Source organism: Actinomycetota bacterium, assembly GCA_030650795.1.
In the GTDB taxonomy this organism is placed as follows: Bacteria; Actinomycetota; Actinomycetes; order S36-B12; family S36-B12; genus UBA11398.
The window spans coordinates 33,745-54,243 of record JAUSDJ010000011.1; the positions used below are offsets into that span (position 1 = coordinate 33,745).

Genomic DNA, 20,499 nt, shown 5'->3' on the forward strand with positions numbered 1-20,499 from the left:
TGTGTTTGGCAACCTCTCAGATCGCCTCGCAGCGACATTCAAGGGACTCCGTGGCAAAGGCCGGCTCTCCGAGGCCGATATCGATGCGACCGTCCGTGAAATTCGCATCGCCCTACTCGAGGCCGACGTTGCCCTACCCGTCGTTCGGGAATTCTGTGCGGTGGTCAAGACCAGAGCGCTGGAAGTCTCAGTTACCGGTGGACTCAACCCCGCGCAACAGGTTGTCAAGATCGTGCACGAGGAGTTGGTCACCATTCTTGGTGGTGAAACCAGAACCATCAGATATGCCAAGAAGCCCCCGACGGTCATTTTGCTGGCGGGTTTGCAAGGCGCAGGAAAGACGACACTTGCGGGCAAGCTCGCCGTCGCTTTGAAGCGCGAGGGGCACACCCCCTTGCTCGTAGCTGCTGATCTCCAAAGGCCCAACGCCGTTGATCAGCTCAAGGTGGTGGCGCAGCGCGCTGGCGCGGCGGTGTTCGCCCCTGAGCCAGGCAGCGGAGTCGGCGATCCGGTCAAGGTGACCCGCGATGCGCGAGCCTTCGCTGAAGCCAAGCTCTATGACACGGTGATCGTGGATACCGCGGGGCGCCTGGCCATCGATGCCGAGCTCATGGATCAACTCCGCAAGGTTCGCGATGCAGCCCAGCCGGACGAAGTGCTGTTCGTCGTTGACGCCATGATCGGTCAGGACGCGGTGCGCACGGCCGAAGAGTTCATGACCAATGTCGGCTTTGACGGAGTCGTGCTCACCAAGCTCGATGGTGATGCGCGTGGTGGCGCCGCGTTGTCAGTCAAGAGCGTCACGGGCGCGCCGATCATGTTCGCATCAACTGGCGAGAAGCTCGAGGATTTCGAGGTCTTCCATCCCGAGCGGATGGCCAGCCGGATCCTGGATATGGGGGATGTCCTCACTCTGATTGAGCAGGCTGAGCGAGCCTTTGACTCTGATCAGGCCGAGCGGCTTTCTGCAAAGGTCGCCAAGGGGGAGGACTTCACCCTCGAGGATTTCCTGGAGCAGATGCAGGCCGTCAAGAAGATGGGCTCACTGTCAAGTGTGCTCGGAATGCTTCCCGGCATGGGCAACATGAAAGCTCAGCTCGATCAGATTGACGATCGGGATCTGGATCGCGTCGCCGCCATCATCTTGTCGATGACTCCAGCAGAACGTAAAGACCCCAAGCTGCTCAACGCCTCCCGCAGAGTGCGAATCGCCAAGGGATCAGGTACTCAAGTCAGCGAGATCAACAGCCTGATGGAGCGGTTTGCGCAGGCTCAGGTCATGATGAAACAAGCAGGCAAGGGCGGGATGCCGACACTGCCCGGCATGCCGGGCTTCGGCGCCGGTGCAGGCAAGAAGTCCAAGGGCCGAATGGCCAAGCAAGAGCGCCCCGCCAAAGGAGCCAAGGGCAGAAGTGGCAACCCCGCAAAGCGGGCGCAACCAGGCGACTCTTCGGCGGTCACGACGCCACCGAATCTGGGTACTTTGCCCCCCGATCTGAAGAAGATGCTCGGTCAGTAGCACTGACAGAGGGCCTGGTCGCAGCAGGACGCGGCATCTGGCAGAATGAGCGGGCAATTGTTGAGTCAGTCGACCCTCTCATCTGCTGACATGACAGCCCGCAAGGTTTTGGCCCGCCTCTGTGTCCCCACTCAGTCGTGAGCTCGCACCGCCTCACCTAACAGGAGACAAGCCCACCGTGGCCGTAAAGATCAAGCTCAAGCGCCTTGGCAAGACCCACGCACCGCAGTACCGAATCGTCGTCGCCGACGCTCGCACCGCCCGAAATGGCCGTGCCATTGAAGAGGTCGGCATCTACCAGCCTTTGCAGAATCCGAGTCTGATCAAGGTTGACTCTGAGCGCGTGCAGTACTGGCTCGGCGTTGGCGCTCTGCCAACCGAGGCAGTCGAGGCCATCTTGAAGGTCACCGGAGACTGGCAGAAGTTCAAGGGTCTGCCCGGCGCTGAAGGCACCCTTCAGGTTGCCGAGCCCAAGGTTTCCAAGGTTCTCGTGTTCGAGGCCGCTGTTGCCGAGGCCGCCAATGAGCCCAAGGTGACCAAGAAGCCAAAGCTCGACGTTGCTGCCGCGCCGGTTGCTGCAGTCGCTGCTGAGGAAGCCGCAACTGAAGTAGTCGTTGAGGCCATAGCCGAAGAAGTTGCAGTCGAGGCTGTCGTCGAGGCCGTGATTGAGGCTGAGGTTGCTGAAGCAGTCGCCGAGGTTGCAGCAGAAGCGGCACCAGCAGAAGAGACCTCGGCCTGATGCTCGAAGAGGCTCTTGGACATCTGGTGCGGGGCATTGTCGATAATCCTGAAGATGTCAACGTTTCCGAGAAGTCCCAACGTCGCGGAGCCACGCTCAATGTGAGCGTCAACCCTGAGGACATGGGTCGAGTCATCGGCCGAGGTGGGCGCACGGCAACAGCTCTGCGCAATGTGCTCGCTGCGCTCAATGGCGGACGCGGCGTACGCATCGATTTCCTCGATGTTGCTGAGCGCTAACTGAAGATGCGCGTCGTTGTTGGCCGCATAGGAAAGCCACACGGTGTTCGCGGAGTTGTCACGATCGAGCTTCGTACAGACGAGCCTGATCGCCGGTTCACTCCCGGCGCTGAATTTGTTGTTGATGGGTCTGCTCGATTCTTGAGAGTCGAGCAGACCCATTGGCATTCTGGTCGCCTCTTGCTTAGCTTTGAAGGCGTTCACGACCGCGAAGGCGCTGAGACTCTGCGCGGGGTCCTTCTCGAGATTGATCGTCCCCTCGATGAGCTGCCTGAAGATCCAGAAGAGTTCTACGACGATGCCCTCGAAGGCTGCGCAGTTGAACTGGTAACGGGAGAGCCAGTGGGCACCGTTCGCGAGGTCATTCATCTGCCCAGCCAGGATTTGCTGGCCATCACTCGCCCGGATGCCCCCGAAGCACTGGTGCCGTTCATTCATCAATTCGTCCCAATGGTGGATATCGCCGGGCGTCGCATTGTGATCGACCCACCATCAGGCCTGTTCGAGATTCTTGACTCCCCGTGAACTCGGTGCGCTGATGCGGATCGACATCGTGTCGATATTTCCCGATTACTTGGGTCCATTGCGACTCTCGTTGATCGGCAAGGCAGTCGACTCCGGCACGATCGATCTGCGCATTCATGATCTTCGTGAATGGACGACAGATCGGCATCGCACCGTCGATGACACTCCCTACGGCGGTGGGCCAGGCATGGTGATGAGCCCTGAGCCGTGGGGCAATGCACTTGATGGCATCCGAGCTGGCGCCGAAGCGAGGCCGAAATTGGTCATCCCGACTCCATCAGGTGCCAGGTTCCGGCAGGCCACCGCCCAGCAGTGGAGTGAGCATCCTTGGCTGGTATTCGCGTGCGGGCGCTATGAAGGCATCGACGCCCGACTGGCCGCGTTCTACAGCACCGCTGCAGATTGGGATGGTGTGGCCGAAGTCAGCCTTGGTGACTACGTCCTGGCTGGAGGTGAGGTGGCCGCGATGGTCATGATCGAAGCCATCGGCCGTCTTCTTCCCGGCGTGCTTGGCAATGAAGTCAGCGCAGTTGACGATTCATTCAGCATCGATCAGTCCGGCGAACTTGTTGAAGGTCCGGTCTTCACCAGACCACAGTCCTGGCGCGGGCTTGATGTGCCTGAAGTGCTGCTCAGTGGTCACCATGGCCGCATCGATCAGTGGCGGGCAGAGCAATCCAGGGCCCGCACAGCCCAACTACATTCAGACCAGATGCGCTCAGACCTCAGTTAATTGCTGCATCCACCAGCGCCTGCGCCTGAACTTGAATCTCCTTCAAATGCTCGGCGCTTGTGAAGGACTCGGCATAGATCTTGTAGACATCCTCAGTTCCGGATGGGCGTGCGGCGAACCAGCCATGCTCAGATGTCACCTTGAGTCCGCCGATGGGTGCACCGTTGCCCGGCGCTTCGGTGAGAACGCTGGTGATCGCCTCGCCTGCGAGCTCGGTTGCGGTGATTGCAGATGCCGACAAAGCCCCGAGCACCGCCTTCTGCCCGCGAGTCGCTGGTGCATCGATGCGCTCGTAGACCGGATCCCCGAACTGCTGGGTGAGTTCGCGATAGCGCACTGAAGGTGACACACCAGTGGTCGCAAGCATCTCTGAAGCAAGCAACGCCGCAATGATGCCGTCCTTGTCTGTTGACCAGACTGAGCCATCCAGGCGAAGGAACGAAGACCCGGCGCTTTCTTCGCCTCCGAAGCCCAGGCTGCCATCGAGGAGACCTGGCACAAACCACTTGAAGCCGACTGGAACCTCCAAGAGGGGTCGGGCCAAGGATTGCGCCACCCGGTCGATCATGCTCGAGCTGACAATCGTCTTGCCCACGCCCGCGCCCGACGGCCAGTTCGTGCGCTGCTTGAAGAGGTAGTCGATGCTGACGGCCAAGTAGTGATTCGGATTCATCAAGCCGTCGGGAGTCACGATTCCGTGCCTGTCGGAATCAGCGTCGTTTCCGGTGGCAATGTCATACAGCGCTCGATTGTCAATCAGTGATGCCATCGCAAAGGGCGACGAGCAATCCATCCGAATCCGCCCATCCCAATCCAGAGTCATGAAGGCCCAAGTCGGGTCCACGAAAGGGTGAACAACGGTGATGTCGAGCTGGTACTTCTCGGCAATGGCAGGCCAGTAGTCCACGCTTGCTCCACCAAGCGGGTCAGCACCGATCCGGATGCCGGCGGCTTTGATCGCGTTCATATTGATGACCTTGTCGAGCTCGGCTACGTAGTTGCCTCGAAAGTCGTACAAGGAAGTAGTGCTGGCGGCCATGGCCGCGCGCAGAGGCACTCGGCGCACGCCAACTAGGCCGGCAGTCAGATATGCGTTTGCTCGTGCCTGGATATCGCCAGTGATGTCCGAACCGGCCGGGCCACCATTTGGTGGGTTGTATTTGAATCCGCCATCTTTTGGCGGGTTGTGTGACGGAGTGATCACCACGCCATCGGAACGGCCAGCACTGGTTTCAGCAAGCGCGCGGTTGTGAACAAGGATCGCCACCGATACAGCGGGAGTCGGGGTGTGGCCCTTGCCGATGTTGAACTCCGCATCTACCTGCACTCGAACAGCATTTGCTGCGAATACCTGCAGAGCTGTTGACCAGGCAGGAGCGCTCAGCGCATGAGTATCGCTGCCCATGAACAAGGGCCCGGCGATGCCAACTGCCTTGCGGTGATCACAGATCGCCTGGGAGACAGCGGCAATATGGTCCTCATTGAAGGACAGGGTCAGGGCGCTGCCTCGATGACCTGAGGTGCCAAAACTCACCTGCTGCGAGGGCTCCTTGGGGTCTGGGTGCAAGGTGTAATAGGAGGTAATGAGGTTCGGAATCAGCACGAGATCCTCATTCAGCGCCACTTGCCCAGCTCGTGGGTGCGTGCTCATCGGATTGTCTCCTCCAGCTTGTCTCGCCCATGCTTGCAGTTCGAGGCCTGGGAGGCGAGTTTGGGGGAGTGCGGCCCGATATGGCACACTTCACCAGCCCAGCTCGCCGGTGCTCTGCCACAGGGGATTCGGTTCTTGGGTGCAATTCTCCTCTTATCCATGTGTGGGCGGCCTGTGGCGCTTGCAGGAAGTGATGATCATGAAGACCCTTGATGCTGTTGACGCCGCCTCGTTGCGGACCGATCTGCCAGATTTCCGCGCCGGTGACACCGTCAAGGTGCACGTGAAGGTTGTGGAAGGCAATAAGACTCGTGTTCAGGTCTTCCAGGGTGTGGTCATCGGAATTTCCGGTTCCGGCGTTGGTGAGACTTTCCAGGTCCGCAAGGTTTCTTACGGCGTTGGCGTCGAGCGTACCTTCCCGTTGCACACACCGATCATTGAAAAGATCGAGTTGGTCATGCGTGGAGATGTCCGCCGGGCCAAGTTGTACTACCTCCGCGATCTGCGTGGCAAGAAGGCCAAGATCCGCGAGAAGCGCGACGCGGTACCGACCAAGACAGAGGGCTAGTCGCCCGCTCTGTGGGCAAGACTTCTCGGTGGGATCTTCCACTGACCCTGCTGGGGGCTGTGCTCCTGGTCGTGCTGTTCACGACCTTCATTGCCAAGCCGTTCTCCATTCCCTCGGGTTCAATGGAAAACACTCTGCGGGTCGGCGATCGAGTGCTCGTCAATCGCTTTGTGTATCACCTGCGTGCAATTGAGCGCGGTGATGTCATCGTCTTTGATGGCACTGACTCCTTCGTAGCAGCAGACAGCGTGACCCGTCGTGATCCGATCACGGGTCTGCTGACTTCTCTTGGTCAATCCTTCGGAGTCATTGCGCCAGACGGCAATGACTTTGTGAAGAGAGTCATCGGTCTGCCTGGGGATCGAGTGCAATGTTGCGATGTACAGGGTCGAGTTCTCGTCAATAGCCACGCTTTGAATGAGCCGTATATCTACCCAGGGGATCCGGCCAGCACCATTGCCTTCAATGTGATCGTGCCGGAGGGCAAGCTTTGGGTGCTGGGTGATCATCGATCGCAAAGTGCAGACTCTCGCGCGCACCTGGGTGATCCGGGTGGGGGAATGGTGCCTGAGTCCAAGGTCGTGGGCCGAGTCATGGCTGTTGTCTGGCCGCCTGCGCTCTGGGGTGCAGTTTCGATTCCAGACACCTATGCAAAGGTGTCGCAGTGAGCGACCCACAAATCGAGCCGGCAGCAGTGCAGCCAAAGGCTAAGACACCAAATGGCTTCCTCGCTGGGGTCCGCGAGTTCGGCATCATCATCATTGTCGCTCTTGTGCTCTCGGCCCTTGTGCGTGCGTTTCTCGTTCAGGCTTTCTACGTGCCCAGTGAGTCGATGGAAAACACCCTGTTGCCCAATGACCGCATCATCGCCTCCAAAATCACTACGCACTTTGGCGGAGTGTCGCGTGGCGAGGTGGTGGTCTTCAAGGATCCGGGCGGTTGGCTTGGCGATCCTGGGCCGGCGGCAAACGGGATACGCGGTGCCTTGCATACCGGATTGATGTTCATCGGCCTGCTTCCAAGCGACAGTGGCAGTGATCTCGTCAAGCGCGCCATCGGCATTGCGGGCGACCATGTCGTGTGCTGTGACAAACTGCAGCGCATCGTGCTCAATGGCGTCCCGCTCAATGAGAGTTACGTCATTCAGCCGACCAATCAGGTCAAGTTCGATGTGAAGGTCCCAGCTGACTCTGTGTTTGTCATGGGTGACAACCGCGGAAACTCTCGCGACTCGCGCTACCACCTCGACGTGAACAGCGGTGGCGTTCCGCTGGAGGATGTTGTCGGGCGAGCCTTCGTGGTCGTGTGGCCATTGAACCGCTTCACGTATCTGTCAATACCCGACATCTTCGGTGACCCGGCTTTGCAGAATCAGAGCACTACACCGGAATTGTGAACAGTCCTACTCTGCGCGTCGAGCACGGTCTGGTGAAAGCTGGCCATTCGAGGGTCGCCGGAATGGACGAAGTGGGGCGGGGAGCCCTCGCGGGCCCAGTCAGTGTGGGTGTTGTCGTTGTTGATCGGAGCATTCGGGAACCCTTGGCTGGAGTACGAGACAGCAAAGAGCTCACGCCGAATGCACGCAATATTCTCGTGCCCAGGATCAAGGCCTGGGCCGTTGATTTCGGCGTTGGCCACGCCAGTCCGGATGAGATCGACGAGGTCGGCATCATTGGCGCATTGCGCATCGCTGGTCATCGAGCCTTGCTCGCTCTTCGCGAAATCCCTGAAGTCGTACTGCTCGACGGAAGCCACGATTGGCTGACTCCTCCAGAACAGGTCTCCTTTGTGGAGTTGGCGGCTGGTTTGCTCGACTCCGTTCCAGAAGTCGTGACAAAGGTCAAGGCGGATCAGTCGTGCGCGAGCGTGGCAGCAGCAAGCGTGCTTGCCAAGGTTGAACGTGATGAACGACTGACCCGACTCTCGCGTGAATTTCCCTCGTATGGCTGGCAGGACAACAAGGGCTACGCATCGCCTGCGCATATCGCGGCGCTCGCCGAATTCGGTGCCTGTGCGCAACACCGGCGCTCGTGGAATTTGCCGGGAGTCGCTCACCAGTAGTTGTCCCCAGCAATTGGCAACTGGTACGAGCTCCACAGAGTGTTCGCTGCGCTCCCTCGTATCGGCGCTCAACGTTCAGCATCACTGCTGGAGGTATTGCATGCGACGCAGTCAGGCGCTCGGTAAGTATGGCGAGGAAGTTGCTGAAGAGTTCCTGAAGCAGCAGGGGCTGGAAATCCTGGATCGCAATTGGCGATGTGATGTGGGTGAGATCGACATCGTCGCGCGCGACGGGCACGTCCTGGTGATCTGCGAAGTCAAGACCCGCAGTTCGTACCAACTTGGTTCGCCCGCTGAGGCCATCACCGTACGTAAATTGCGTCGACTTCGACATCTGGCATTTCGCTGGCTCCTTGCTCACGAGGCTCATGTTCCCGAAGTGCGGATAGACGTCATCTGCATTGTGCAACCGGCGTGGGGAGCCCCGGAGATTGAGCATCTTCGTTCCGTGGGCGCATGACGCTGGCTCAGGTGTGGGGAGTGACACCAGCAGGAATAGCGGCGCTCATGGTGAAGGTTGAAGTCGATGTCTCCCAAGGGCTTCCGAGCGTTGGGGTGGTGGGACTAGCGCAGTTGTCGGTGGCCGAATCTCGTTGGCGAGTCCGTTCGGCGATCGTCAACTCTGGTCTGGTGTGGCCAAACTCTCGAGTCACCATTGGGCTCTCACCAGCTGACTTGCCAAAGACTGGCACCAGCTTGGACCTCCCGATAGCGGTTGGCATCTTGCAGGCAACACAGCAACTCGGTGCTACTGCGCCAGACGTCACTTTCATCGGCGAACTTGGTCTCGATGGTGGTGTTCGTCCCGTTCCGGGCGCCCTTGCCGCAGCGATCGCTGCCTCGCGTGCGGGCTTTGTGCGCGTGGCAGTGTGTCCGGGCAATGCCAGGGCAGTCATGGCTATTCCCGGATTGCAGCCCTTGCTTGTCGCCAATCTCAGCCAACTCGTCGGCGTGCTCAATGGATCAACTCAGCAAGAGCCACTTCCTGAAGCAGACGAAGCTGAGATTCCCAGTTCAGAGGCATTGGATTTCTCCGATGTCCGCGGTCATGAGTTTGCACGGCTGGCTTTGGAGGTCGCGGCTGCGGGCGGCCACCACATCGCAATGTTTGGTCCACCGGGGGTTGGCAAAACGATGCTCGCTCAACGGGTGCCAAGCATTCTGCCGCCGCTGAATGCCGAGCTGGCCCTGGATGTCACGGCAATACATGCGATCGCGGGGGCACTGCCCTCTGGTCACGGACTCATGACGAAGGCGCCATTCATTGCGCCACATCACTCAATTTCGATCGCAGCAATGCTCGGCGCTGTGCGCGGGGGCAGGCTTGTCCCGGGCGCAGTCACACTCGCGCACGGTGGAGTGCTGTTTCTGGATGAGGCTCCTGAGTTTGCGCGTCCCTGTCTTGAGGGTCTTCGGCAGCCGCTCGAGCAAGGCTCGTTGTCGCTTATGCGCGTGGAGCGCGGCATGACGGCTCCCGCGAACTTTCAACTGGTCATTGCAGCCAACCCCTGCCCCTGTGGAATGGCCACTGATCGTGCTGAGTCATGTCGCTGTACTCCGATGGCGAAGCGGAGATACGCCGAACGACTGTCTGGACCGCTTCTGGATCGCATTGATATTCGATGCGTCGTCGCTCGGCCCACAGCTGCTCATTTGCGTATGGCGGATGCCGAAACGAGTGCAGTGATTGCGCAGCGGGTGCTGGTAGCCCGTGATCGCGCGAAGCACCGCTACCGGTCCCACCAGTGGCAGCTCAATGCACAGATATCAGGGCGTCGCCTCCGATCAGAGTTCTCGCCGACGGACCAGGCGATGGCGCTATTGATCGAGGCCGAGCGGCGAGGGCTCAATCCGCGCGGCAGTGATCGGGTATTGCGACTGTCGTGGACCTTGGCCGATCTCGCCGAAGTCGACCGGCCCGGCCGGGAGGAAGTCTCCATAGCCCTGGCTCTGCGAAATCAGGAGCCGGGCAATTGAGGACGGCCGCTGATGCATTGCTGACCTTGGCGCACGTGGTAGAGGCGGGCGATCAGCGCATCGGGTCTCTCGTTGATGATTTAGGCCCAGAAGAGGTGGTGCTTCGTATTCGAGAGGGCGCCGTTGGGAATCGTGCCGAGGACGCACTACGGGCCCGATTGGGCGCTGTCGATCTTGATGCCATTCGCATGCACGCCGAATCGATTGGGGCTCGGATTGTTCCCCGCGGTGACCCTGAATGGCCTTCGCAACTCGATGACCTTGGCGCCTCCCGACCATTTGTGCTCTGGGTGATGGGCGCTCCAAGTCTTCGACTTGCCGCTTTGAAGTCGGTAGCGATCGTTGGTGCACGTGCGTCAACTGCCTACGGAGAATCCGTCGCTCGCGACTGGAGCGGGCAACTCAGCGATGCCGGCTGGATGGTGGTGTCAGGTGGGGCGTATGGCATTGATGCGGCTGCACATCGTGGAGTTCTGTCTGCTGGTGGGCTGACTGCCTGCGTAGTTGCGACTGGCATTGATGTTTCGTATCCGCGGGCTCACTCTGAATTGCTCGCCCGCATTGCCGACACAGGGCTGTTGATCTCCGAATCGCCCTTGGGAAATGACGCTCGCAGACAACGATTTCTCACCCGCAACCGCATCATCGCCGCGCTCACGCGTGCAACTGTTGTGGTCGAGGCCGCGTTTCGATCGGGAACCACCTCCACAGCGAACGCTGCCTACAAGTTGAATCGTCCAGTTCTTGCAGTGCCCGGCCCGGTGACCTCGCCGATGTCTGCTGGTTGTCATCATCTGATTCGCGAAGGCACTGCAACTCTGGCATCAGGATGGACCGACATTCTGGAGCTCCTTGGTATCTCCGCAACTGGTGATGCGGATGATCGAAAGTCGCTTGCTCGCCCGACAGATGCCCTTGGGCCCGTTGAGGCGCAAGTGTTCGATGCCTTCCCACGTTCCCGTGCAATTGATCAGCACGATCTGCTCCTGGCCTCGGGGGTTGGAACAAATGAACTTCTGGGCGCACTTGGATCCCTGGAAATGCTGGGCCTCATCATGTGCACCGATGATGGCTGGCGCATTGTGCGCGGCTGAGCCTTCGAATTCAAGGATTCTTTGCGACCATTGAGCGGTGAGCAGCAATGAACAAGTGATCGCGCCTGCGTTCGCTGAAGCACTTGCTGGCTTTGAACGTCATTTGGTGTTGGAACGCAATCGAAGCGCACACACCGTCCGCGCATACACCTCCGACGTCAACGGACTCCTGACATTTGCAAGCGCATTACACCGCGAGCAACTTGAGCAGATTGATCTTGCTCTGCTGCGGGATTGGCTGGGTGAACAACATCTGGCAGGCCATTCACGTAGCACGATCGCGCGGCGCGCGGCGTCATTGCGGGCGTTCACCGCATGGTGTGAACGGCGAGGCTTGATTGCAAGTGATCCGAGCCGACGGCTGAAGAGCCCGCGAGTTCCGCACAAGCTCCCAGTGATTCTTGATGCGAATGAGGCCACGAAATTGATGGAGTTCGCAGGTAGCCGGGCGATCGATCAGGATCCGGTGGCGAGCCGGGACCATGCCATCGTGGAGTTGCTCTATGGCACCGGCATGCGCGTCTCGGAACTGTGTCTCCTTGACCTCCTGAATATCTCCTGGGAATCGCGCACAGTGCGCGTCTTGGGCAAAGGTCGCAAGGAGCGAGTTGTGCCATACGGCATTCCCGCAGAAAGAGCCCTTGCGGCCTGGATCAATGTTCGTCAGGCACTCGTAGTGCCAAATTCGCCCACGGCTGTCTTTCTCGGGGTTCGTGGCCACCGCCTTGATCCGCGTGCAGCCCGCTCCGTCGTCGTGAGACTCACCCAGGACGCCCATCTGCCTCGGCTGGCACCGCATGGCCTGCGGCACTCCGCGGCCACGCACGTGCTCGAAGGCGGAGCCGATCTGCGGGCCGTGCAAGAGCTGTTGGGGCATGCTTCGCTGGCAACTACCCAGCAATACACGCATGTGTCAGTCGAGCGCTTGAGATCAGCCTTCGATCAGGCGCATCCTCGAGCCGCGAGCGACTAGCCCGCCAAGGGCTTCAGTACGGCAAATCCGCCTTCGAAGAGGTCCAGCGGATTGCGATAGTCCCCAAGAGTGGGTCCTTTGAGCCCCAGGTGCAGGCAGACACCAGCGCAGTGTCCGGCCCGCGCCGCGACGACGCCGATGAGTTCGCCGGACTGCACGAGGTCTCCAACGTGGACGGAGGCGGTCACCGGCTCGTAGGTTGATCTGAGCCCGAGTGTGGGGTGATCGATGCTGATCACAGCTTTTCCGGCGATCTGTCCGACGAAGACCACTGTTCCGGGCCCGATCGACTGGACTTGGGTGCCCACAGTCGCCACGAAATCCACTCCTCGATGCCCAGCACCCCATGATTGGTGAGGCGGGTCGAAATCCTGCGATATCTGGGCACCCGGGATGGGGCTCAGCCATTGACTCAGGACGAGCATGATTGCGAGAAGCGACATCTGGCCAGAGTGCCCGGGAAGCCAGCCGCTGGCCAGAGTGCAAATGCCTCAGGGGAGCAAATTGACCCCGAGCAGCCCTGTGGACACAGGAGTGGTCGAACTGCCCTAGACTTCACCCACCTCAGAAATGGGGAATTCGCATGATCCCGCGCTCAACCCTCCGGTTGAGACGACTTGCTCGGTCCCGCTTAGGCGGGTGCGAGTCGGTGGGTCATCAGGGGAGCAGATCAGCCGATCTGAGCCAAGAACCGAAGCGTCAGCAATGACGCATAGAAGGAGTGCCGTCATGGCAGTTGTCACCATGCGCCAGCTACTCGATAGCGGTGTGCATTTCGGGCATCAGACCCGTCGTTGGAATCCAAAGATGAAGCGCTTCATTCTCACCGAGCGCAATGGCATCTACATCATCGATCTGCAGCAGTCGCTTGCCTTCATCGACAGTGCCTATGAGTACGTGAAAGAGACCGTCGCACACGGCGGCACGATCATGTTCGTTGGCACCAAGAAGCAGGGTCACGACGCGATCGCTGAGCAGGCCACCCGTGTTGGCATGCCCTACGTCAACGAGCGTTGGCTCGGCGGCATGCTCACGAACTTCCAGACCGTCTCCAAGCGCATATCGCGCTTGAAGGAGTTGGAGAACATGGATCTGGTCAATGTTGCCGGTTCCGGCTTCACCAAGAAGGAACTCCTCATGATGCGTCGTGAGAAGGACAAGCTTTCGAAGGTCCTTGGCGGAATTCGCGAAATGGGCAAGGTTCCCAGCGCACTGTGGATCGTCGACACAAAGAAGGAGCACATCGCTGTCGGTGAAGCGCACAAGCTTGGCATTCCTGTCATCGCAGTGCTCGACACGAACTGCGACCCCGATGAGGTCGACTTCCCGATCCCGGGCAATGACGACGCCATTCGTTCAGTTGCATTGCTCACACGGGTGATCGCAGATGCAGTGGCGGAGGGCCTGATGGCTCGCGCCAGTCGCGCTGCAGGGATCTCCGAAGCAGCTCCCGAGCCCTTGGCTGAGTGGGAGCGTGAGCTTCTCGCCGGCGCAGATGCAGTTGTTGCAGCAGAAGTTGTCGTGGAGCCTGTTGTCGAGGCAGAAGTCGCCGATCAGATTCCGATCGTCTAGTTTTTCCCGGTGGCCGTCTGCAAGCCAGACGGCCACCGGTTCCATGTCATTCATAAGCACGCATCACTCATACGTCAGTAAAGGATCATCGCCATGGCGAATATCACCGCCGTCGAAGTCAAGAAGCTCCGCGACTACACCGCCGCGGGAATGATGGAATGCAAGCGCGCCCTCGAGGAAGCCGATGGCGACTTCGACAAGGCTGTAGAAATACTGCGCATTTCCGGTGCCGCCAAGGCCGCCAAGCGCGGCGCTGAGCGCGAGGCATCCAACGGACTGGTTGCCGCAAACGGCAATGCTCTTGTTGAGCTGCTGTGCGAGACCGATTTCGTCGCCAAGAATGCCGACTTCCAAGCACTTGCCGATGCCATCGTGCAGGCCGTCGTTGATGGTCAATTGACTGATGCTGACGCGGTCAATGCCGCAACTCTGTCCGATGGACGCACCGCGGCGACTGCGATCGCTGAAATGGCTGGAGTGATCGGTGAAGTCATTACGATCGGCCGGGTGGCAGTGCTGCCCGCCCCTGTCACTGTTTACCTCCACCGTCGATCTTCAGATCTGCCCGCTCAGGTTGGCGTCATGGTGGCCTACTCAGGCCAAGAGGATGCCGCTCGCGGTGCCGCAATGCAGATCGCAGCAATGCGTCCGCAGTACCTGACCCGCGATGAAGTGCCAGCCGATGTCGTCGAAAGTGAGCGTCGCATCGCAGAGGCAACTGCCAAGGAAGAAGGCAAGCCCGAGGCGGCCATGTCCAAGATCATTGAAGGACGCGTCAACTCATACTTCAAGGACAACGTCCTGCTTGAGCAGGCCAGCGTTGTGGAGCAGAAGCAGTCAGTTGCCCAGGTGCTCGCCGCGGCGAACACAGACGTGACCGGCTTCGTGCGCTTCGAGATTGGTCAGTAGTTCCCACTAAGGTCTGATCGAGCAACTGAGGGGACGGGAAGATGGCACAAGCATCAAGTTCAGGGGCCATCCAAGAATCCCTCGAAGGCACAATCTCCACTTGGCCTGCTGTGCCGCAAGGCGGCTGGCAACGTGTGCTCCTGAAGTTGTCGGGCGAGGCCTTTGCCGGTGGCGGTGGGCTTGGAGTCGATCCTGATGTCGTGGCGTCCATTGCTCGCCAGATCGCCGATGTGGTCAACAGCGGCACCGAAGTTGCAGTCGTGATCGGCGGTGGCAACTACTTCCGCGGAGCTGAGCTCTCTGAGCGCGGCATGGATCGGGCTCGCGCTGACTACATGGGCATGCTCGGCACCGTGATGAACTGTCTTGCTCTCCAGGATTTCTGCGAGAAGGCGGGGGTCGAAACTCGAGTCCAAACGGCCATCACCATGGGGCAGGTTGCTGAGCCGTATATCCCGCGCAAGGCGATGCGTCACCTCGACAAGGGCAGGGTTGTGATCTTCGGAGCCGGGCTGGGTCAGCCGTATTTCTCCACTGACACCACTGCCGCACAGCGCGCTCTTGAAATTGGCGCTGAGGTTGTGTTGATGGCCAAGGGTGTCGACGGTGTCTATGACTCTGATCCGCGCACGAATCCGGCCGCGACCAGATTCACGACCTTGACTCATGATGAAGTACTTGCCAGAAACCTGAAGGTGGCCGATGCAACCGCCATCAGTTTGTGCCGTGACAATGCGCTTCCGTTGGTGGTCTTCAACCTGCTCGTTGACGGAAATATTGCGCGCGCCGTGCGGGGCGAGACCATCGGTACTTTAGTGTCGAGTTCTTGAACGAGCCTTGTTCTGAAAGCACGCCGGGGTGAAATGCAATTGAGGAGTACAAGATGAGTGACGAGATCGACGAGATCCTCCTTGATGCGGAGGACCGCATGGATAAGGCGATCGTTGTGGCGCGTGAGGATTTCGCAACCATTCGCACAGGTCGCGCAACTCCAGCGATGTTCAACAAGATTGTTGTTGACTACTACGGTGCCTACACGCCCTTGAATCAGTTGGCCTCGTTCCAGACTCCAGAAGCCCGAATGATCATCATCAACCCATACGACAAGGGTGCCTTTCCTGGGATTGAAAAGGCATTGCGAGACAGTGATCTTGGGATCAACCCAACCTCTGATGGCAGTGTCATTCGCATTGTGCTGCCACAGTTGACCGAAGAGCGTCGCCGAGAATTCATCAAGGTCGCCAAGACCAAGGCCGAAGATGCCCGCATCTCGATTCGCAATATTCGCCGGCATGCCAAGGATGGTTTGGACAAGCTGCAAAAAGATGGCGACGCTGGTGAAGACGAGGTTCGTCGCGCAGAAAAAGCACTCGATGACTTCACCCACAAGCATGTGGAGCACATCGATGAAGTGCTGAAGCATAAAGAAGCAGAACTGCTCGAGGTCTAGCAGTGGAGCCTGGCTCGTCCACCGCTGATCGCAATTCGCGGGCTGGTCGCAATCTGCCTGCCGCAATTGCGACGGGAGTGGGCCTGCTCTTGCTGTGCCTACTCACCTTGTTCACCTACAAGTGGACCTTCGGAGTGGTGGTGTCCATTGCGATGGTGATCGCGGTGCTCGAATTCAGCAACGCATTCAAGCAGTACGGCATTCAACTCACCCGCATCCCTGTTGTGCTTGCCGCCGCATTCATGCCTCTTGTGGCGTTCTGGTACGGGGTGACTGGGCAACTGGTGGTCATGGGTGTTGCTGTGCTGACCGTGATCTTCTGGCGCATTCCACGGGGCAGCGACGGATACGTCAAGGACGTCACTTCGAGTCTGTTCGTGACGGCCTACCTGCCATTCATGGCCAGTTTCCTCATGCTCACCCTGGCGACCGACAATGGTCCAACGCGCGTCTTGGTGTTTGTATTCCTCACGGCTGCCAATGACATCGGTGGCTATGCGGCGGGCGTGCTCTTCGGCAAGCATCCGATCGCCCCGTCGATCAGCCCGAAGAAGTCCTGGGAGGGCTTGGTCGGTTCGATCGCGTTGCAGACTGCAGTGGGCATCGGTTCCTTTGTGATCTTGCTGGATGCACCGGCTTGGCAGGGTGCAGTAGCGGGCATCATCTTGTGCTTCACTGCAACTGCTGGAGACTTTGCAGAATCAGCGGTCAAGCGCGATTTGGGAATCAAGGACATGGGCAAATTGCTACCAGGACATGGAGGAGTGATGGATCGCTTGGATTCATTGATTCCTAATGCCTTCACCAGCTGGGCTCTGTTCACCATGTTTCTTGGCTCAGCATGAGTTCGGCGCAGCTGCCCGGAGAGCTGGTGCTTGAAGCCCCTAGACGCGGTCGACCGCCAAAGCATCTGCTCGATCTTGACGCAGCCGAACGTCGAGCTGCTGTAACTGAACTCGGTTTGCCGGCATTTCGTGCTGATCAAGTCTCGCGTCAGTGGCTCACCCGGCTTTCCGATGACCCCGACTCCTGGTCTGACGTTCCTGCCGCGGCGCGCACTGCGATCAAAGATTCACTACTGCCAACCGTGCTGACTCCCGTGCGAGTGATCGCCTGCGATGAAGGTCAGACCGTCAAGACGGTGTGGCGTTTGCATGATGGGGCTCTGGTCGAGAGCGTGTTAATGCGCTACCCCGGGCGAGTGACGATGTGCATTTCCAGCCAAGCAGGCTGCGGAATGAACTGTCCCTTCTGTGCTACAGGCCAAGGCGGACTACAACGCAATATGTCCACTGCCGAAATCGTCGAGCAGGTGCTTGCCGGAGCCCGCTCGCTGGAACGCGAGGAGATTGCCGGCGGTCCCGGCCGAGTCTCGAACATTGTGTTCATGGGCATGGGCGAGCCGATGGCGAACTACAACTCGGTGATCGGCGCAATCCATCGCATCAATGATCCCTCGCCTGGTGGCATGGGTATTGGCGCTCGCGGCATCACCCTTTCGACTGTCGGCCTTGTGCCGCGCATGCGCCAACTCGCAGATGAAGGTCTGCCTGTCACTCTGGCCGTCTCGCTGCACGCCCCCGACGATGAACTGCGCGACACCCTCGTGCCGATCAACACGCGCTACCCCGTGCAAGAAGTACTCGATGCGGCCTGGGAATATGCCGACAAGACGCACAGGCGAGTCAGCATCGAATACGCCATGATCAAAGGTGTCAACGATCAGGCCTTCCGCGCGGAGAAGCTTGCTCGACTGCTCGAAGGCGAGCTCGTGCATGTCAATCTCATCCCGTTGAATCCCACACCAGGATCGAAATGGACTGCCTCGCTGCCGCGCGACGAAGCGGCTTTTGTTCGCATCCTGCGCAACCGCGGAGTGCAGGTCACTGTCCGCGACACCCGCGGGCGCGAGATCGACGGGGCTTGCGGTCAGTTGGCTGCAACCACGGATTGAGTCCGGCTTCCAGGTTCTTAGGCAATCGCTCTGCCAAACTCAGGGACATGTCTGAACCCCAAGCTCATCGCCCGAAATTGAACTGGGACCTCTTCCGGGTCATCGGGGCATCAATGCTGCGCACGGTCGCCGGATTCATCGCCATCATGTGGGCGCTTTCCCTCGTTCCGGAGACAGCTGATTACACCCTGTGGCGTCCAATTGCCATCGTGATCTTCGGTGTTGCTGTGTATATCTATTTCTTCATTCGCCAACTGCGACGAGTGGAGAACTCCAAGTATCCAGCGGTGAGCGGCTTCGAAGCGCTCATTCTGGTTGCGGCGATGTTCTTGGCTTTCTTTGCTGCGGTCTATGTGATGATGTCGGCATCCGATCCCAGCTCATTCAGTGAGCCCCTTGATCACTTCAATTCCTTGTATTTCGCACTGACCGTTCTTGCCACTGTTGGCTTCGGTGACATCACCCCCGTCCAAAGTGATGCCCGCATGGTCTGCATGGTGCAGATGGCGATCGACATCGTGTTCATCGCCGTAGTTATTCGGGCTGTTACCAGTGCTGCTCAGAACTCGGCCGCTTATCGCCGAAGTGTTTCTGAAGGCAAGCCCAAGTCGATCGTCGCGGACCTCTAGAGTCCAAACATGGGTGCTTACAGCTCGGCATATGAACGCAGTTCGAGCGACACTGAGGCCTTTTGGCTTGAGGCTGCACAGGGCGTCAGCTGGGAGCAGTTCCCAAGTTCGGCCTTGGATGCCAGTTCTGCTCCCTTGTATCGCTGGTTTCCAGATGGAGTGCTGAACAGTTGTTACAACGCGGTCGATCGCCACGTCGAATCGGGCCGTGGGGATCACACGGCGCTGATCTACGACAGCCCCCTAGCCGAAGCAAAACGGAAGATCTCTTATGCCGAATTGCTGCATGAGGTGAGTCACTTCGCAGGGGTGCTTGCTGAACTCGGTGTTGTGCACGGAGATCGAGTCGTGATCTACATGCCGATGATCCCCGAGGCAGTCACGGCGATGTTGGCGTGTGCTCGGCTGGGTGCAGTTCACTCTGTCGTATTTGGCGGCTTCGCCCCAGCAGAACTCGCGGCACGCATAGATGATGCGGCCCCGCGAGTAATCGTCTCGGCTTCATGCGGGATCGAGCCAAGTCGAGTCATCCAATACAAGCCGATGCTCGATGAGGCGATCGCCCTGAGCAAGTCACCGCCCAAGGCAACAGTCATCTTTCAGCGCGAGCAATCACCAGCCGAGCTTGGCCCGACAGACCACGACTGGCTGGAACTCATGAAGTCGGCTCAGCCACATCCTTGTGTGCCAGTGGCGGCAACTGACCCGCTGTACATCCTCTATACCTCCGGTACTACCGGTAAGCCGAAGGGCGTTGTACGCGACAACGGCGGGCACGCGGTTGCGATGACCTGGTCCTTGCCGAATATCTACGACATTGGCCCCGACGACGTGTGGTGGGCAGCTTCGGACGTGGGCTGGGTGGTCGGCCACTCATACATCGTCTACGCCCCGCTGATGGTTGGAGCGACCACAGTCATGTTTGAAGGAAAGCCAGTGGGCACTCCTGATGCTGGCGCCTTCTGGAGAGTCATCGAGGAGTACCAGGTCAACGGCCTGTTCACAGCGCCCACGGCAATTCGCGCAGTCAAGAAAGAAGATCCTGACGCTCTGCTGCTCGCCAATTACGACATCAGTTCTCTGCGCACCCTGTTTCAGGCGGGGGAGCGCCTGGACCCTGACACCTATTACTGGGCCCATGAACATCTCGGAGTTCCAGTGATCGACAACTGGTGGCAGACCGAAACTGGATGGCCTATTGCCGCCAACCTTCGCGGTTTGGAGCCGATGACCGTCAAGCCCGGTTCGCCATCTGTTGCCGTTCCCGGATTCGATGTTCAGGTTGTCGATGCCGAAGGCCGGCGCGTGCATTCCGGAGCCGAAGGTTCAATCGTCATTAGACTCCCAATGCCGCCGGGCACCTTGCCAACGCTGTGGGGCAATGACCAGTGGTACATCGACTCCTACCTCACGAGCTTCCCCGGCTACTACACCACCGGTGATGGCGGTCTCGTTGATTCTGATGGCTACATCTACGTCATGGGACGCACTGACGATGTGATCAATGTGGCGGGGCATCGTCTTTCCACCGGTTCGATGGAGGCAGTGGTTGCATCGCATCCGCTGGTCGCCGAATGCGCAGTAATTGGTGTGCACGATCAGCTCAAGGGCCAGATCCCTCGCGCCTTCGTTGTGCTGAAATCTGGCGCTGAGATTGAGCCGGCCGCTCTGCAAGCGCAGATCGTCGCGTCAATCCGGTCAGAGATTGGCGCAGTCGCGTCGTTGAAGGAAGTCGTCATTGTTCCTGCGCTGCCCAAGACCCGCTCAGGCAAGATCTTGCGCCGCACGATGCGGGGTATTGCCGATGGACGCCCTGAAGTTGTCCCCGGCACTATTGAGGACATCCGAGTGCTGGAGGCGATTACTCCGCTCCTGGCCGGGACGCAATAACTGGGACTCTCGTGGC

Annotated in this window: 22 protein-coding genes and 1 pseudogene; 21 read left to right on the top strand and 2 right to left on the bottom strand. The window is 59.3% G+C overall.

The genetic code is table 11. The features are described from left to right. The first annotated feature begins 1 nt into the window (after position 1). The 5 genes and pseudogenes from ffh to trmD all read left to right on the top strand — a co-directional run bounded on the left by ffh (position 2) and on the right by trmD (position 3,719). A complete protein-coding gene (gene ffh, locus Q7L55_03270; protein ID MDO8731580.1) occupies positions 2-1,519 on the top strand; it encodes a signal recognition particle protein in 1,518 nt (505 codons plus the stop codon). A 178-nt stretch (positions 1,520-1,697) separates the two neighbouring features. Next, entirely contained in the window at positions 1,698-2,258 is a 561-nt protein-coding gene (gene rpsP, locus Q7L55_03275; protein ID MDO8731581.1) for a 30S ribosomal protein S16, read from the top strand. Beyond that, positions 2,258-2,497, top strand: a complete 240-nt coding sequence (locus Q7L55_03280; protein ID MDO8731582.1) for an RNA-binding protein — start codon at positions 2,258-2,260, stop codon at positions 2,495-2,497. Before rpsP ends, Q7L55_03280 begins: the two co-directional genes overlap by 1 nt. A gap of 6 nt (positions 2,498-2,503) precedes the next feature. After that, positions 2,504-3,022: a ribosome maturation factor RimM gene (gene rimM, locus Q7L55_03285; protein ID MDO8731583.1), complete on the top strand. Its 519-nt coding sequence runs from the start codon at positions 2,504-2,506 to the stop codon at positions 3,020-3,022. A gap of 13 nt (positions 3,023-3,035) precedes the next feature. Further along, positions 3,036-3,719 (top strand): annotated as a pseudogene (gene trmD / locus Q7L55_03290) (tRNA (guanosine(37)-N1)-methyltransferase TrmD). Between the two features lie 28 nt (positions 3,720-3,747). Here trmD and pgm read toward each other — a convergent pair. After that, positions 3,748-5,406: a phosphoglucomutase (alpha-D-glucose-1,6-bisphosphate-dependent) gene (gene pgm, locus Q7L55_03295; GenBank protein MDO8731584.1), complete on the bottom strand. Its 1,659-nt coding sequence runs from the start codon at positions 5,404-5,406 to the stop codon at positions 3,748-3,750. Between the two features lie 199 nt (positions 5,407-5,605). On the opposite strand from pgm, the gene rplS reads away from it, so the two are divergent. From rplS to Q7L55_03335, 8 genes are all read left to right on the top strand, one after another. After that, a complete protein-coding gene (gene rplS, locus Q7L55_03300; protein MDO8731585.1) occupies positions 5,606-5,974 on the top strand; it encodes a 50S ribosomal protein L19 in 369 nt (122 codons plus the stop codon). 11 nt (positions 5,975-5,985) lie between these two features. Then, a complete protein-coding gene (gene lepB, locus Q7L55_03305) occupies positions 5,986-6,642 on the top strand; it encodes a signal peptidase I (protein ID MDO8731586.1) in 657 nt (218 codons plus the stop codon). Then, the gene (gene lepB / locus Q7L55_03310; GenBank protein MDO8731587.1) at positions 6,639-7,370 is read left to right on the top strand and encodes a signal peptidase I; all 732 of its coding nucleotides are present in this window, start codon (positions 6,639-6,641) and stop codon (positions 7,368-7,370) included. The genes lepB (Q7L55_03305) and lepB (Q7L55_03310) overlap by 4 nt, the downstream gene beginning before the upstream one ends. Beyond that, on the top strand, positions 7,364-8,035 hold the full coding sequence (locus tag Q7L55_03315) for a ribonuclease HII (GenBank protein ID MDO8731588.1): 672 nt from the start codon (positions 7,364-7,366) through the stop codon (positions 8,033-8,035). The genes lepB (Q7L55_03310) and Q7L55_03315 overlap by 7 nt, the downstream gene beginning before the upstream one ends. A gap of 100 nt (positions 8,036-8,135) precedes the next feature. Beyond that, positions 8,136-8,495: a YraN family protein gene (locus Q7L55_03320; GenBank protein ID MDO8731589.1), complete on the top strand. Its 360-nt coding sequence runs from the start codon at positions 8,136-8,138 to the stop codon at positions 8,493-8,495. Continuing rightward, positions 8,492-10,012, top strand: coding sequence for a YifB family Mg chelatase-like AAA ATPase (locus Q7L55_03325; GenBank protein MDO8731590.1), 1,521 nt, complete (start codon positions 8,492-8,494; stop codon positions 10,010-10,012). The genes Q7L55_03320 and Q7L55_03325 overlap by 4 nt, the downstream gene beginning before the upstream one ends. Continuing rightward, positions 10,009-11,106 carry a DNA-processing protein DprA gene (gene dprA, locus Q7L55_03330; GenBank protein MDO8731591.1) on the top strand — a complete coding sequence of 366 codons (1,098 nt, stop codon included), beginning with the start codon at positions 10,009-10,011 and terminating at the stop codon, positions 11,104-11,106. Before Q7L55_03325 ends, dprA begins: the two co-directional genes overlap by 4 nt. A 37-nt stretch (positions 11,107-11,143) precedes the next feature. Further along, entirely contained in the window at positions 11,144-12,079 is a 936-nt protein-coding gene (locus tag Q7L55_03335) for a tyrosine recombinase XerC (GenBank protein ID MDO8731592.1), read from the top strand. On the opposite strand, the gene Q7L55_03340 is transcribed toward Q7L55_03335, so the two are convergent. Continuing rightward, positions 12,076-12,522, bottom strand: a complete 447-nt coding sequence (locus Q7L55_03340; protein MDO8731593.1) for a M23 family metallopeptidase — start codon at positions 12,520-12,522, stop codon at positions 12,076-12,078. The two genes, Q7L55_03335 and Q7L55_03340, sit on opposite strands and share 4 nt — an antisense overlap. A 286-nt stretch (positions 12,523-12,808) precedes the next feature. On the opposite strand from Q7L55_03340, the gene rpsB reads away from it, so the two are divergent. The 8 genes from rpsB (at position 12,809) to Q7L55_03380 (ending at position 20,483) form a co-directional block, all read left to right on the top strand. Continuing rightward, a complete protein-coding gene (gene rpsB / locus Q7L55_03345; GenBank protein MDO8731594.1) occupies positions 12,809-13,651 on the top strand; it encodes a 30S ribosomal protein S2 in 843 nt (280 codons plus the stop codon). Positions 13,652-13,744: 93 nt separating this feature from the next. Beyond that, positions 13,745-14,560, top strand: a complete 816-nt coding sequence (gene tsf, locus Q7L55_03350; GenBank protein ID MDO8731595.1) for a translation elongation factor Ts — start codon at positions 13,745-13,747, stop codon at positions 14,558-14,560. A gap of 41 nt (positions 14,561-14,601) precedes the next feature. Further along, on the top strand, positions 14,602-15,390 hold the full coding sequence (gene pyrH, locus Q7L55_03355) for a UMP kinase (protein MDO8731596.1): 789 nt from the start codon (positions 14,602-14,604) through the stop codon (positions 15,388-15,390). 53 nt (positions 15,391-15,443) lie between these two features. Then, positions 15,444-16,010 carry a ribosome recycling factor gene (gene frr / locus Q7L55_03360; GenBank protein ID MDO8731597.1) on the top strand — a complete coding sequence of 189 codons (567 nt, stop codon included), beginning with the start codon at positions 15,444-15,446 and terminating at the stop codon, positions 16,008-16,010. A gap of 2 nt (positions 16,011-16,012) precedes the next feature. Continuing rightward, positions 16,013-16,855, top strand: coding sequence for a phosphatidate cytidylyltransferase (locus tag Q7L55_03365; protein ID MDO8731598.1), 843 nt, complete (start codon positions 16,013-16,015; stop codon positions 16,853-16,855). Then, on the top strand, positions 16,852-17,964 hold the full coding sequence (gene rlmN / locus Q7L55_03370) for a 23S rRNA (adenine(2503)-C(2))-methyltransferase RlmN (protein ID MDO8731599.1): 1,113 nt from the start codon (positions 16,852-16,854) through the stop codon (positions 17,962-17,964). The genes Q7L55_03365 and rlmN overlap by 4 nt, the downstream gene beginning before the upstream one ends. Positions 17,965-18,011: 47 nt before the next feature. Beyond that, positions 18,012-18,593: a potassium channel family protein gene (locus tag Q7L55_03375; GenBank protein MDO8731600.1), complete on the top strand. Its 582-nt coding sequence runs from the start codon at positions 18,012-18,014 to the stop codon at positions 18,591-18,593. A gap of 9 nt (positions 18,594-18,602) precedes the next feature. Beyond that, a complete protein-coding gene (locus Q7L55_03380; protein MDO8731601.1) occupies positions 18,603-20,483 on the top strand; it encodes a propionyl-CoA synthetase in 1,881 nt (626 codons plus the stop codon). Positions 20,484-20,499 lie beyond the last annotated feature (16 nt).

What these genes read in the sequence shown, in the direction of transcription:
- Q7L55_03280 (MDO8731582.1), top strand. Translation starts at nt 2,258, where the DNA reads ATGCTCGAAGAGGCTCTTGGACATCTGGTGCGGGGCATTGTCGATAAT.
- rimM (MDO8731583.1), top strand. Translation starts at nt 2,504, where the DNA reads ATGCGCGTCGTTGTTGGCCGCATAGGAAAGCCACACGGTGTTCGCGGA.
- pgm (MDO8731584.1), bottom strand. Translation starts at nt 5,406, where the DNA reads ATGAGCACGCACCCACGAGCTGGGCAAGTGGCGCTGAATGAGGATCTC.
- rplS (MDO8731585.1), top strand. Translation starts at nt 5,606, where the DNA reads ATGAAGACCCTTGATGCTGTTGACGCCGCCTCGTTGCGGACCGATCTG.
- Q7L55_03320 (MDO8731589.1), top strand. Translation starts at nt 8,136, where the DNA reads ATGCGACGCAGTCAGGCGCTCGGTAAGTATGGCGAGGAAGTTGCTGAA.
- Q7L55_03325 (MDO8731590.1), top strand. Translation starts at nt 8,492, where the DNA reads ATGACGCTGGCTCAGGTGTGGGGAGTGACACCAGCAGGAATAGCGGCG.
- Q7L55_03340 (MDO8731593.1), bottom strand. Translation starts at nt 12,522, where the DNA reads ATGTCGCTTCTCGCAATCATGCTCGTCCTGAGTCAATGGCTGAGCCCC.
- rpsB (MDO8731594.1), top strand. Translation starts at nt 12,809, where the DNA reads ATGGCAGTTGTCACCATGCGCCAGCTACTCGATAGCGGTGTGCATTTC.
- tsf (MDO8731595.1), top strand. Translation starts at nt 13,745, where the DNA reads ATGGCGAATATCACCGCCGTCGAAGTCAAGAAGCTCCGCGACTACACC.
- pyrH (MDO8731596.1), top strand. Translation starts at nt 14,602, where the DNA reads ATGGCACAAGCATCAAGTTCAGGGGCCATCCAAGAATCCCTCGAAGGC.
- frr (MDO8731597.1), top strand. Translation starts at nt 15,444, where the DNA reads ATGAGTGACGAGATCGACGAGATCCTCCTTGATGCGGAGGACCGCATG.
- rlmN (MDO8731599.1), top strand. Translation starts at nt 16,852, where the DNA reads ATGAGTTCGGCGCAGCTGCCCGGAGAGCTGGTGCTTGAAGCCCCTAGA.
- Q7L55_03375 (MDO8731600.1), top strand. Translation starts at nt 18,012, where the DNA reads ATGTCTGAACCCCAAGCTCATCGCCCGAAATTGAACTGGGACCTCTTC.
- Q7L55_03380 (MDO8731601.1), top strand. Translation starts at nt 18,603, where the DNA reads ATGGGTGCTTACAGCTCGGCATATGAACGCAGTTCGAGCGACACTGAG.